We start from the raw sequence: 11,621 nt of genomic DNA on the forward strand, positions 1-11,621 counted from the left end.
AGCACGATTGGATGCCAGAAAACGGCTACCAAAATCATTTCGAAGCGGAGAAGGATGTGATGGGCTTCATCTCACATTACAACCATCGCCGTTGCCATTCCGCTTCAAACCACCTGCCGCCTGCGCTGTTTGAGCAGCAAGCGGCTTAATGCTCCTACAGAGCGGTTCAAAAAAACTGAACCACTACAGGCTTGCCGGCGATGGCGGTGTGTCAGGTGCCGCAGGGTTGGCTGGGATGGCGCCATCGCCGGCAAGTCGGATCGCCGCACCGCAGCTCCTACAAGGAGGTATGTACAGCCTCGCGATCAGGCCGGCCGGCAGGCCGCCTCGCTTTGGCTTTTTGATCTTCTTGCCCCCTCGAGAGGATGCCGAGCCTAAGCGAGGCACCAAACGAAAGGGGCAAGAGTGTTACTTGGGGCCGGGCGGCGTTCCGTTTTTCCAAGTGACCCGCCGTAAGGGCAGAACCAATAGCCGCCATTACCGCAAAAACGGATATGTACACGTTCAAAAAAGTCAGGCCATCGCTCTATCCCACGCGAAATCGAGGATCGCCAAACACCTTGTATCGCCTGCAAACAGGCCATCTCCCCGAAATAACGGGCGGCAGTGTACAATCGCGTTCTTATACCCTCAGTTGATCATGCGAAGGATTTTCCGGATGTTGCCGCGCTTTCCTGCCGTCACCCGCTGCCTGACCCTTGCCGCCCTTTTTGTGGCCGGCCCTGTCGCAGCATTGGAGCTTCCCCTGCCACCGCCCGGCGAGGACATCATCGGCCAGGTGCAGGTGATCAAGGCCAAGTATGAAGACACCTTCGCCGACCTTGGTACTACCTACGATCTGGGCTACACGGAAATGGTCGCGGCCAACCCGGGTGTCGATGCCTGGTTGCCGGGCGCCGGCACGGAAATCATTCTGCCGACCCGCTTCATCCTGCCACCAGGCCCGCGTGAAGGCATCGTGATCAACCTGGCCGAGTACCGCCTCTACTACTACCCCAAAGGCAAGAACGTGGTGTACACGTTCCCGCTGGGTATCGGTCGCGAAGGCTGGGGCTCGCCGATTGCCCATACCAGCATCACCGCCAAGACACCCAACCCGACCTGGACGCCTCCGGCGTCGATCAAGGCCGAGCACGCGGCAGACGGTGATCCGCTGCCCAACGTCGTGCCGGCAGGCCCTGACAACCCGCTGGGGCCCTTCAAGTTCACCCTGGGCACACCGGGCTACCTGATCCACGGTTCGAACAAGAAGTTCGGCATCGGCATGCGCACCAGCCACGGCTGCTTCCGCATGTTCAACAACAACGTGCTGGAAATGGCGGGCATGGTGCCGGTCGGTACGTCCGTGCGGATCATCAACGACCCGTACAAGTTCGGCATGAGTGGCGGCAAGGTCTATCTGGAGGCGCATACGCCGCTGGATGACAAGGGCAACCCGTCGGTGGTCGACAAGCACACCGCGGTCATCAATGCGATGCTCAAGCGCGAAGACATCACCAACAACCTGCGCATGAACTGGGATGTGGTGCGTGATGTGGTCGCCGCTGAAGACGGCCTGCCGGTGGAAATCGCTGTGCCGGGCAACGGCGCCGCGCCGATGGTGTCGAGCACGCCGATCGACCCGCTGCAGTAACGCAGGTCAGGAACCCGTCGGCGCGGACCGCGTCGACGGGTTTTTTATTGCCTGGAGAAACACCGGGCAATAAAAAAGCCGACCCAAAAAATGGGTCGGCTTGATAACAATCCCGAAGGACTATTACTTGCGGCTAGCTTTGTCCAGCATGCGCAGAGCACGCTCGTTAGCTTCGTCAGCAGTCTGTTGTGCTTTTTGAGCAGCAGCCAGAGCTTCATCAGCTTTACGGTAAGCTTCGTCTGCACGAGCCTGGGAGCGAGCAGCTGCGTCTTCAGTAGCGGTCAGACGTGCTTCGGTTTCTTTCGATGCGCTGCTGCAACCGGTAGCCAGAACTGCGGCCAGAGCCAGAGCAGAGAATTTCAGAACGTTGTTCATCGTGTTCCCCTTCAAGGACTTTCTATTAAGTAGCTATCTCCTCCGATTGAGGAAATAGCCGGCGTACATACTACCCATTACTTGTAGTAAGTAAAACTGACGTGAAGCAAGAAGCAAAAAAAATTGTAGGCGTTGATTCTTTTTCGAGCAACTTTTAACTGAGCTGTTTAAAAAATATCCAGCTGCAAGGCCCGTTGCTGAGCGAGCTGGCGAGAAAAAGTTCCCGCTGCACAGTGCTCTTTTTCCCGGTCTGGCTAAAGTCCGCCTAGATGGATTCGTCTACACTTTTGTTCGGCTTTTGCGCAGCAGCTCTCAATATCTTTCTCGATGTTCAGGTGACTTTAACAACGGGCGCTCGTCTTAAGTCTCAACATCCGGCAATGTTCAGGCTATCGACCCGCAGTAACCCTCGGTCGAGCCATTCCTGCGTGAACCGGAGCAGCACCCGCCAACCTGCACGATGACGAGCGCACCTTGAGCATTTCTGTCAATGGTGCCTACTATTTGTACGTGCTCGGTAGCGCGAGATCGGTGCAGCTCTTCTCGGTGTCCATTCAGGCACGGGGTGGCGTAGATGTTCCTTCGCCGGAAAAACATCGGTAAGGTAGAGGTCGGAATTCCAGACCCGCGAGGAGTAGTGATGAGCGAGGCGTTGTCCATCCACCATGACCAGGCTGGTCATCAGTTCGAGACCAATGTGGACGGTCATCGTGCCTATCTGACCTATATGGATCTGGGGAAGCAGACCCTGGATATCTATCGTACTTTCGTGCCCAACGCATTGCGTGGTCGCGGTATTGCGGCAGCCTTGACCGAGAAGGCGCTGGAGTACGCTGACGAAATGGGCTACACCGTCATTCCATCGTGCTCCTACGTCGAGCGCTACATGGAGCGTCACCAGCGGCATGCGGCCAAGCTGAGTCAGTGACCTTCAGAACAACGAATGCAAAAAAAACGCCGGGTTCTACCCGGCGTTTTTTTGTCTGCGCTTTTTGTGCGGCCAGTTTGGCGATCAGTTGCGATCGCGTTTAGGCAGCACATCCTTGAGCTTGGCATGCATGCTGCGCAAGGTGTTTTCGGTCGCGGTCCAGTCGATGCAGGCGTCGGTGATCGATACGCCGTATTGCAGGTCGGCGAGGTCTTTCGGGATTGCCTGGGCGCCCCAGTTCAGGTGGCTTTCAACCATCAGGCCGATGATCGACTGGTTGCCTTCGAGGATCTGGTTGGCGACGTTCTCCATCACCAGCGGTTGCAGGGCCGGATCCTTGTTGGAGTTGGCGTGGCTGCAATCGACCATGATGTTCGGCTTGATCTTGGCCTTGTTCAGCGCCTGCTCGCAGAGCGCAACGCTGACCGAATCGTAGTTCGGCTTGCCGTTGCCGCCGCGCAGCACCACATGACCGTAGGCATTGCCCTTGGTGGTCACGATCGACACGCCGCCTTCCTGGTTGATGCCCAGGAACCGGTGCGGGCTGGAAACCGACTGCAGGGCGTTGATCGCCACGGTCAGGCCGCCATCGGTACCGTTCTTGAAGCCGACGGCCGAGGACAGGCCGGACGCCATTTCACGGTGAGTCTGGGATTCGGTGGTGCGCGCGCCGATGGCCGACCAGCTGATCAGGTCCTGCAGATACTGCGGGGAGATCGGGTCGAGGGCTTCGGTGGCGGTCGGCAGGCCTTTTTCAGCCAGGTCCAGCAGCAACTGGCGGCCGATGTGCAAGCCATCCTGGATCTTGAACGAGTCGTCCAGGTACGGGTCGTTGATCAAGCCTTTCCAGCCGACGGTGGTGCGTGGCTTCTCGAAATACACGCGCATGACCAGATACAGGGTATCGGACACTTCGGCAGCGAGTGCCTTCAGGCGATCGGCATATTCGTGGGCGGCCTTGATGTCGTGGATCGAGCAAGGCCCGATGACGACGAACAGGCGGTGGTCGGTGCCATCCAGAATGTTGCGAATGACTTCGCGGCCCTTGGTGACGGTGCGCAGTGCGGCATCGCTCAGGGGAATATCGCGCTTGAGCTGATCAGGAGTGATCAGCGTCTCGTTGGAGGCGACGTTTAGGTCGTTGATCGGTAAATCAGCCATCGTTTACTCGTCAGGTCACGGGTGCCGGCCGCCAGCGAACCCGCGCGGCGGAGCACAGCAAATTAAGCGCGTCGGGGAGCCGAACCTTAGCGCGTTACACCGTGGCTCGACAATGGGCAGACGCCGGTTTGGTGGGCTTTCGCAGTCAGTTTCCCTGCCGCGGGGGGCAAACCGATCATGAATGCGCCTATTCCGGCACAGGCTGCGCAAAAGCCTTGCGCACCGATTCGTGAGAGAACTCGTCGGCATGCTCCTGGACCCACTCGAGGGCCAGGGCCTGGATACCCTGCAAGTCGTCGTGGGCGTCATGCAGGCGGCAGTAGCGTTCGATCTGACACACCTGCTCACCCATTCGGGCGCTGAACAGCGTTTGCTCGTCAACGAAGGCGATGCCCACCAGGTAACCGCGTTTGCGCCGCAGGCACCAGGCGACATAGCCCAGATAGCGCATGTCCGGGTTCACGGTTGGCATGCGTACTTCCAGGGCCGTGCCGTGGCGCCACGCGCGGTGATAATTGCAAGCCATGCCCCCGAGACTGATAGTGTGCAGCTGTCGTCGCGAAATACACTCGGGTTTCAGTAACTTCAATTCGACGGGCACATCGTCAGGGTGAGGAATGAATCGTCCCATGAACACAGACTCCATGTGTCGGCCATCTGACATTGTTTCACCCAGTATAGTGGTCGAATTGGAACTGACCGATTTTGACGCCGACCAACGGCTGCTGGCGATGAGCGGTGTTTCGCTGGTCATTTTCACCAGTGTCGGCTGCTCCGGCTGCCGCTTTGCCCGCGAGCAATTGCCGGCACTCGACCTGGCAGTCGACCGACTGTGCTGGATCGATGCCGGCAACAACGGCGGGGTGGTCGAGCGTTATCAGGTCTTTCACTTGCCGGCGCTGTTTGTGGTTCGCGACGGCGAATTCTTCGGAGCACTGAAATCGCGCCTGACCGGCACCGAGCTCAATCGGGCCGTGCGCCAGGCGCTGAGTCGAACAGCAGAGGAGTTGCCATGATGGGGACAGTTGCCAGGCCGACGATCGGCATCATCGGGACCGGCGCAATCGGCGGTTTCTACGGGGTGATGCTGGCGCGTGCCGGTTTTGATGTGCATTTTCTGCTGCGCAGCGAATTCTCGGCAGTGGCCGAACACGGGTTGCGGGTCGATAGCGCGCCCCACGGCGCACTGACGTTGAACCCGGTGCAGGCCTATTCGAACGCTGAAGACATGCCGCCCTGCGACTGGCTGCTGGTGGGCGCGAAAACCACCAGCAACCCAGGCCTGGCGCCCTCGATCCTGAAAGCAGCGGCACCGAACGCCAAGGTACTGTTGTTGCAAAATGGCCTGGACGTCGAAGACAGCCTGCGCGAGTTGCTCCCCGATTCGCTGCATGTGCTCGGCGGGCTCTGCTACATCTGCGTCCATCGCGAGGCGCCGGGTGTCATCACTCATCAGGCGCTGGGCGCGGTGCATGTCGGCTATCACAGTGGGCCCGCCGATGGGCCGGCACGCATGGCGATAGTCGAAGAAGGCGTCGGCCTGTTCCGCAGCGCCGGCCTCGATTCCCAGGCCATGGCGAATCTGCATCAGGCGCGTTGGCAAAAACTGGTCTGGAATATCCCTTACAACGGCCTCTCGGTGTTGTTGGGAGCGAGCACCACGCCGCTGATGGCGGATGCCGACAGTCGCGAACTGGTCAAGGCGCTGATGGCTGAAGTGGTGCAAGGCGCAGTCGCGTGCGGGCACGATGTACCGGCGGGGTATGCCGAGCACTTGTTCATGGTCACCGAGAAGATGCCCGACTACTGGCCGAGCATGTACCACGATTTCCTGCACAAGCGGCCGCTGGAACTGGCGGCGATCTACGCCCGGCCGCTGGCGGCAGCGAGGGCTGCGGGATGTGAAATGCCGCGTATCGAGGCCTTGTATCGCAGCTTGAGTTTCATTGATCGACGCAACACCTGAGTCGACCGACCTGAGGGGGGAAGGGCATGCCAAAGGCAATTGACGACAAGCTGGTACTGGCGATTTCTTCGCGCGCGCTGTTCGATCTGAGCGAAAGCCACAAGGTCTATCTGGCGAGCGGCGTCGAAGCCTACCGGCAGTATCAGATCGAACACGAAGACGAAATCCTCGAGCCCGGCGATGCCTTTCCGTTGGTGCAAAAACTCTTGAACCTCAACAACAGCCTCGGCCGCGCCCGGGTCGAGGTGATTCTGGTGTCGCGCAACAGCGCCGACACCGGGCTGCGGGTATTCAACTCGATCGACCACTACGGACTGGCGATTTCCCGTGCGGCATTTGTCGGCGGGCGCAGTCCGTATCCCTACCTCAAGGCCTTCGGCTGCGACCTGTTTCTTTCCACTCACGCCGAAGACGTACGCAGTGCCCTGGACGCCGGGTTCGCCGCGGCGACCATTTTGTCGGGCGGCGCCAGCCGTGCGGCCAGCGACGAGCTGCGCATTGCCTTCGACGGCGACGCGGTGCTGTTTTCCGATGAGTCGGAGCGCATCTATCAGGCCGGTGGTCTGGAAGCGTTCCAGGCCAGCGAGCGCGAGGCCGCCCGCGAGCCGTTGCGTGGCGGGCCGTTCAAGGGCTTTCTCGCCGCCCTCAATCTGTTGCAGCGTGAATTCCCGGAGGACGCCTGTCCGATCCGCACCGCGCTGGTTACGGCGCGGTCGGCGCCGGCCCATGAGCGGGTCATCCGCACGTTGCGCGAGTGGGACATCCGTCTCGATGAGTCGCTGTTCCTCGGCGGCCTGACCAAGTCCGCCTTTCTCGAAGCCTTCGCGGCCGATGTGTTTTTCGACGACCAGGCCGGCCACTGCGAGTTGGCCCGTGAAGTCGTCGCCACCGGTCATGTGCCCCATGGCATAAGCAACGAGCAAAAGGTTTAAGCCCGCCGTTCAATGTGTTGCGCCGGACGTCGTAGTCGCCAAGGCACTGCTAAGCTGAATCAAATCTCCGCCATGTTGGCAGTCGAGGAGGTCATATGATTCGTTCGATGCTGTACGCCACTGACCTTGGCCTGTACGCGCCCGTGGTGATGCAGCATGCCCTGGAGCTGGCCCGGTCGTTCAATGCCAGTTTGTATGTCGTGCATGCGGTTGAGCCCATGGGGTTGTTTGCCGAATCGGTGCTGCAAAGCTATCTCGATGAACAGGCGCTGAACGAGTTTCACAGCCAGGGTCTCAATACGGTGATTGCCAGTATCGAGCAGCGGGTGCTCGACAGTTTTCGTGAGGAGCTGGGGGAAGAGGGGGAGCACGACCTGGAGCGGATTCAGGCAGTACGGGTGCTGCAGGGCGATCCGTCGCAGGTGATTCTGGACCAGGCTCAGAAACTCTCCGTGGATTTATTGATCGTAGGTAGTCACAGCCATGGTGCTGGTGCGGAAACGCCGCTGGGGCGTACCGCCGCCCGTGTGTTGCAACTGTCCAAGGTGCCGGTCTACCTGGTGCCGCTGGTGCAACGTCGTCGTCAAGGGGATCGCTAGAACACGAATAGTGGCAATCTGATAAAAAAGTTCTAGATTTATTCTTCATGCCATTAATATAGTTATATATCGTCGCTGATGCCCGTGGCGTCTACCTGCTTTGAGGGATTCATATGAAGCTTCAACAATTGCGCTACATCTGGGAAGTGGCGCACCACGACCTCAACGTTTCCGCTACAGCCCAAAGCCTTTACACCTCTCAACCCGGCATCAGCAAGCAGATCCGCCTGCTCGAAGACGAACTGGGCGTCGAGGTTTTTGCCCGCAGCGGCAAGCATCTGACCCGGGTCACCCCGGCCGGTGAACGTATCATCACCACCGCCGGCGAGATTCTGCGCAAGGTCGAAAGCATCAAGCAGATCGCCCAGGAGTTCTCCAACGAGAAGAAAGGCACCCTGTCGATCGCCACCACTCACACCCAGGCGCGTTATGCGCTGCCGCCGGTGATCAGCAATTTCATCAAGCAATACCCGGACGTTGCCCTGCACATGCACCAGGGTTCGCCGATGCAAATCGCCGAAATGGCCGCCGACGGCACCGTGGATTTCGCCATCGCCACCGAAGCGCTGGAGTTGTTCGGCGATCTGGTGATGATGCCGTGTTACCGCTGGAACCGCTGCGTGGTCGTGCCTCAGGGCCACCCGCTGACCAAGCTGTCGAAACTGACCCTCGAAGCGCTGGCCGAGTACCCGATCGTGACGTACGTGTTCGGTTTTACCGGCCGTTCGAAACTCGATGAAGCGTTCAGCCATCGTGGCCTGACTCCGAAAGTGGTGTTCACCGCCGCCGACGCCGACGTGATCAAGACCTATGTTCGCCTGGGGCTGGGCGTGGGCATCGTGGCGAAAATGGCCGTCGACACCAAGCTCGACAGCGACCTGGTCGTGCTCGATGCCAGTGAGTTGTTCGAGTCCAGCGTGACCAAGATCGGCTTCCGTCGCGGCACCTTCCTGCGTGGTTTCATGTGCGATTTCATCGAAAAATTCGCGCCGCACCTGACCCGTGAAGTCATGGCCAAGGCCATTCAATGCCATAACAAGCAGGAACTGGAAGAGCTGTTCGAAGGCGTCGAACTGCCCGTTCACTGATAGCGTTTCATTCCTCTCAGACGACCTCGGTGACAGCGAACTGTTGCCGAGCGCCCGCCACCGTAATTTCCACCTCATCGCCCTCGAACTTGCCCAGCAGGCTTTTGCCCAGCGGTGAGCGCGGGGTAATGACGGTAATCAGTTGCCCCACCAGGTCGACCTTCAGTCCGGCGGCATCGGGGGCGAGAAACAGCCATTGCTCGCGACCCTTTTCGTCCTCGAGCCCGAGCAGTGCACCCACTTCGATGCCCCGCTGATCGTCATAGGGGCGCAGGGTGAGATTCTGGCAGAGGGCCAGTGACTGACGAATCTCCTCGACTCTTCTGGCTTGCCCGGCGGCGAGATACGAAGCTTCGAGCCCCAGGGTGTCGTACTTGTTCTCGGCGATGTTTTCTTCGTGGGTCGCCGTTTCGTAAGCGGTTTGCGCAGCCCGTTCGGCGATGTCGAGATCGATCCGCAGCTTGTCGAGAATCAGTTGGTGGATGCTGTGCTTATTCATGATCAATCGCAGAATTGCAGGACATTGGCGCGGCTTTTTTCGCTGGGTGCAGTGCGGTCCTGTTGCAGCCAGAACTGACAGTTCGGGTTGGCCAGGTTGCGACTGCTGCTGCGCGCCTGATCGAGCCGTTGCTGTTGCTCGTTCTTGCGCAGGTTCTCTTCGTATTGTTCGAACAGCGGGCTCTGTGGCGGGATGTCCGGCACGGGTTGAGCCACCGCGGGAGGTTTGGCCAATTGCTCCACGGCTGTCGCCACGGGTGCCAGTTGTTCGTTGAACAGCAGGCGCGAAGCGAGCCAGCAGGTCAGCGCGATGGCAATGAAACCCAGCCACATGCCCAGGGCGATGCTGCCGGTCAGTTGCAGGGCGTTGAGGCTGATCGGGAAGGAGCGGCGCGGCGTGGGGCGGTGGGGCATGCTTGCCTCCTGGCGAAAGGTCACTGGCGAGGGGGGATTGTCGCATGAAGAATAATCGCCGTCGGCTCTTCTGCACGGGGTAATTTATGCGGACAATCGGCGCCTTTGCCAACGGGAGCCTGGAATGCCTGAACTGAAAACCCGCTGGGATATTTTTTGCACTGTGGTCGACAATTTCGGCGACATCGGCGTGACCTGGCGCCTGGCCCGGCAGCTGGTGGCCGAGCATGGGCTGGCAGTGCGTCTATGGGTCGATGATTTGCGCGCCTTCGAGCGTATTTGTCCGCAAATCGACACCCACGCCCTGCAGCAGTGGCAGCAGGGCGTCGAAGTGCGTCAGTGGCCAGCCGAGTGGCAGCCGACCGAAGCCGCCGATGTGGTGATCGCCGCATTTGCCTGCCAATTGCCGAGCGCCTATATGGACGCCATGGTCGAACGGGAAAAGACGCCGCTATGGATGAACCTCGACTACCTGAGTGCCGAGGACTGGGTGATCGGCTGCCACGGCTTGCCCTCGGTGAAGTACAAAAACGTACAGAAGTTCTTTTTCTTCCCGGGGTTCCAGAAGGGCACGGGCGGGTTGCTGCGTGAAAGCGGGTTGCTGGAACGGCGTCGGCAATTCCAGCAAGACCCACAAGCTCAAACGGAATTCCTGCAAGGACTGGGGATTGATCGTGCCCCCGGCGCGCAGTTGATCTCATTGTTTGCCTACGAAAACACCGCGCTGGCCAGTTGGCTCGATGCGATGGCCGGCGATTCGACGGCCACTCATCTTCTGGTGCCGGAAGGGCGGATTCTCGGTGATGTCGAACGATGGCTCGGTGTGGAGGGGCTGGCGGCCGGCGCCGTGCATGTGCGTGATGCCCTGACCGTGCAGGTGCTGCCATTCGTCCGCCAGGACCAGTACGACGGCTTGCTGTGGTGCTGCGATTTCAACGCCGTACGCGGCGAAGACTCCTTCGTGCGCGCTCAATGGGCTGGCCGGCCATTCCTCTGGCACATCTACCGGCAGGAAGAAGACATCCATCTGGACAAGCTCGAAGCCTTCCTCGAACTCTATGTAAAGGGACTTTCCGAGCCCGCGCGGGAGGCGATCAGCGGTCTTTGGCGGGCCTGGAACGCCGGCGAAAAAATGGCCGACCACTGGCAATTCACCCGTAAACACTGGCCAGAGCTGGAAAAACACGCCGAGACGTGGTGTCTGGAACAGGCCTTGCAGGCCGATCTTGCCACGGCGCTGGTACAGTTTTATGGAAATTGGATATGATACGCGGCCTAGATTTTTGTAAATCCCATCCAAATTCGGATATTCGCAATGAAAACTGGTAAAGAACTGAAACCCGGGACCGTGATTCGTCTCGAAAACGATCCTTGGCTGGTTCAGAAAGCTGAATTCACCAAGTCCGGTCGTAACAGCGCGATCATGAAGACCAAGCTGAAGAACCTGCTGACCGGTTACAAGACCGAGATCGTTTACAGCGCCGATGACAAACTGGACGACGTAATCCTCGACCGCAAAGAAGCGACCCTGTCCTTCATCAGCGGCGACACCTACACGTTCATGGACACCACCGACTACACCATGTACGAGCTGAACGCCGAAGACATCGAAAGTGTTCTGCCTTTCGTTGAAGAAGGCATGACCGACGTTTGCGAAGCGATCTTCTTCGAAGAACGTCTGGTTTCCGTAGAGCTGCCGACCACTATCGTGCGTCAGGTTGACTACACCGAAGGTTCCGCTCGCGGTGACACTTCCGGCAAGGTGATGAAGCCTGCCAAACTGAAGAACGGTACCGAACTGTCGGTTGCTGACTTCATCGAAATCGGCGACATGATCGAGATCGATACCCGCGAAGGCGGTTCCTACAAAGGCCGTGCCAAATAAGCACTGCTTGAGTAATGAAAAAGCCCGACCATCGAGTCGGGCTTTTTTGTGTCTGTCAGAAATACACTGGTTGGGAAAACGCCGCAAAACCTGTAGGAGCCGGCTTGCTGGCGATGGCGATCTTGAAGACGCCATCGCCAGC

General features: G+C 59.2%; 14 protein-coding genes. 9 read left to right on the forward strand and 5 right to left on the reverse strand.

The features are described 5' to 3' along the window. The first annotated feature begins 658 nt into the window (after positions 1-658). Complete coding sequence (locus EI969_RS17730) at positions 659-1,633, forward strand: L,D-transpeptidase family protein (RefSeq protein WP_160388934.1); 975 nt, start codon at positions 659-661, stop codon at positions 1,631-1,633. Positions 1,634-1,756: 123 nt separating this feature from the next. On the opposite strand, the gene oprI is transcribed toward EI969_RS17730, so the two are convergent. Continuing rightward, positions 1,757-2,008, reverse strand: a complete 252-nt coding sequence (oprI, locus tag EI969_RS17735) for an outer membrane lipoprotei OprI (protein WP_003199355.1) — start codon at positions 2,006-2,008, stop codon at positions 1,757-1,759. 640 nt (positions 2,009-2,648) lie between these two features. Here oprI and EI969_RS17740 point away from each other — a divergent pair. Further along, positions 2,649-2,936, forward strand: a complete 288-nt coding sequence (locus EI969_RS17740) for a GNAT family N-acetyltransferase (protein ID WP_007973562.1) — start codon at positions 2,649-2,651, stop codon at positions 2,934-2,936. 84 nt (positions 2,937-3,020) lie between these two features. On the opposite strand, the gene EI969_RS17745 is transcribed toward EI969_RS17740, so the two are convergent. Together EI969_RS17745 and EI969_RS17750 are read right to left on the reverse strand one after the other, a co-directional pair. After that, positions 3,021-4,097 carry a 3-deoxy-7-phosphoheptulonate synthase gene (locus EI969_RS17745; RefSeq protein WP_160388935.1) on the reverse strand — a complete coding sequence of 359 codons (1,077 nt, stop codon included), beginning with the start codon at positions 4,095-4,097 and terminating at the stop codon, positions 3,021-3,023. A gap of 187 nt (positions 4,098-4,284) precedes the next feature. Next, positions 4,285-4,728 (reverse strand): PilZ domain-containing protein, encoded by a 444-nt coding sequence (locus EI969_RS17750; protein WP_160388936.1) that lies wholly within the window; start codon positions 4,726-4,728, stop codon positions 4,285-4,287. Here EI969_RS17750 and EI969_RS17755 point away from each other — a divergent pair. The 5 genes from EI969_RS17755 (at position 4,727) to cysB (ending at position 8,682) form a co-directional block, all read left to right on the forward strand. Then, entirely contained in the window at positions 4,727-5,113 is a 387-nt protein-coding gene (locus tag EI969_RS17755; RefSeq protein WP_160388937.1) for a co-chaperone YbbN, read from the forward strand. The two genes, EI969_RS17750 and EI969_RS17755, sit on opposite strands and share 2 nt — an antisense overlap. Then, entirely contained in the window at positions 5,110-6,063 is a 954-nt protein-coding gene (locus tag EI969_RS17760; RefSeq protein WP_160388938.1) for a putative 2-dehydropantoate 2-reductase, read from the forward strand. Before EI969_RS17755 ends, EI969_RS17760 begins: the two co-directional genes overlap by 4 nt. A 26-nt stretch (positions 6,064-6,089) precedes the next feature. Next, on the forward strand, positions 6,090-6,995 hold the full coding sequence (locus EI969_RS17765) for a 5'-nucleotidase (protein WP_150717542.1): 906 nt from the start codon (positions 6,090-6,092) through the stop codon (positions 6,993-6,995). Positions 6,996-7,090: 95 nt separating this feature from the next. Continuing rightward, positions 7,091-7,594 (forward strand): universal stress protein, encoded by a 504-nt coding sequence (locus tag EI969_RS17770; RefSeq protein WP_160388939.1) that lies wholly within the window; start codon positions 7,091-7,093, stop codon positions 7,592-7,594. A 113-nt stretch (positions 7,595-7,707) separates the two neighbouring features. Continuing rightward, entirely contained in the window at positions 7,708-8,682 is a 975-nt protein-coding gene (cysB, locus tag EI969_RS17775; protein WP_015094029.1) for an HTH-type transcriptional regulator CysB, read from the forward strand. A gap of 16 nt (positions 8,683-8,698) precedes the next feature. Here cysB and EI969_RS17780 read toward each other — a convergent pair whose 3' ends face one another. Continuing rightward, entirely contained in the window at positions 8,699-9,181 is a 483-nt protein-coding gene (locus EI969_RS17780) for a GreA/GreB family elongation factor (RefSeq protein WP_160388940.1), read from the reverse strand. A 2-nt stretch (positions 9,182-9,183) separates the two neighbouring features. After that, entirely contained in the window at positions 9,184-9,594 is a 411-nt protein-coding gene (locus EI969_RS17785) for a hypothetical protein (RefSeq protein WP_160388941.1), read from the reverse strand. Positions 9,595-9,718: 124 nt separating this feature from the next. Between EI969_RS17785 and earP the strand changes: the two genes are divergently transcribed. Beyond that, entirely contained in the window at positions 9,719-10,861 is a 1,143-nt protein-coding gene (gene earP, locus EI969_RS17790; protein WP_160388942.1) for an elongation factor P maturation arginine rhamnosyltransferase EarP, read from the forward strand. A 48-nt stretch (positions 10,862-10,909) separates the two neighbouring features. Then, positions 10,910-11,479: an elongation factor P gene (locus tag EI969_RS17795; protein WP_160388943.1), complete on the forward strand. Its 570-nt coding sequence runs from the start codon at positions 10,910-10,912 to the stop codon at positions 11,477-11,479. Positions 11,480-11,621 lie beyond the last annotated feature (142 nt).

It is taken from the genome of Pseudomonas sp. PB101, assembly GCF_009764265.1.
Taxonomy (GTDB): domain Bacteria; phylum Pseudomonadota; class Gammaproteobacteria; order Pseudomonadales; family Pseudomonadaceae; genus Aquipseudomonas.

Bases quoted from the DNA above. Each gene is read 5' to 3' on its own strand.
- EI969_RS17730 (WP_160388934.1), top strand. From the start codon at position 659: ATGTTGCCGCGCTTTCCTGCCGTCACCCGCTGCCTGACCCTTGCCGCC.
- oprI (WP_003199355.1), bottom strand. From the start codon at position 2,008: ATGAACAACGTTCTGAAATTCTCTGCTCTGGCTCTGGCCGCAGTTCTG.
- EI969_RS17740 (WP_007973562.1), top strand. From the start codon at position 2,649: ATGAGCGAGGCGTTGTCCATCCACCATGACCAGGCTGGTCATCAGTTC.
- EI969_RS17745 (WP_160388935.1), bottom strand. From the start codon at position 4,097: ATGGCTGATTTACCGATCAACGACCTAAACGTCGCCTCCAACGAGACG.
- EI969_RS17755 (WP_160388937.1), top strand. From the start codon at position 4,727: ATGAACACAGACTCCATGTGTCGGCCATCTGACATTGTTTCACCCAGT.
- EI969_RS17750 (WP_160388936.1), bottom strand. From the start codon at position 4,728: ATGGGACGATTCATTCCTCACCCTGACGATGTGCCCGTCGAATTGAAG.
- EI969_RS17760 (WP_160388938.1), top strand. From the start codon at position 5,110: ATGATGGGGACAGTTGCCAGGCCGACGATCGGCATCATCGGGACCGGC.
- EI969_RS17765 (WP_150717542.1), top strand. From the start codon at position 6,090: ATGCCAAAGGCAATTGACGACAAGCTGGTACTGGCGATTTCTTCGCGC.
- EI969_RS17770 (WP_160388939.1), top strand. From the start codon at position 7,091: ATGATTCGTTCGATGCTGTACGCCACTGACCTTGGCCTGTACGCGCCC.
- cysB (WP_015094029.1), top strand. From the start codon at position 7,708: ATGAAGCTTCAACAATTGCGCTACATCTGGGAAGTGGCGCACCACGAC.
- EI969_RS17780 (WP_160388940.1), bottom strand. From the start codon at position 9,181: ATGAATAAGCACAGCATCCACCAACTGATTCTCGACAAGCTGCGGATC.
- EI969_RS17785 (WP_160388941.1), bottom strand. From the start codon at position 9,594: ATGCCCCACCGCCCCACGCCGCGCCGCTCCTTCCCGATCAGCCTCAAC.
- earP (WP_160388942.1), top strand. From the start codon at position 9,719: ATGCCTGAACTGAAAACCCGCTGGGATATTTTTTGCACTGTGGTCGAC.
- EI969_RS17795 (WP_160388943.1), top strand. From the start codon at position 10,910: ATGAAAACTGGTAAAGAACTGAAACCCGGGACCGTGATTCGTCTCGAA.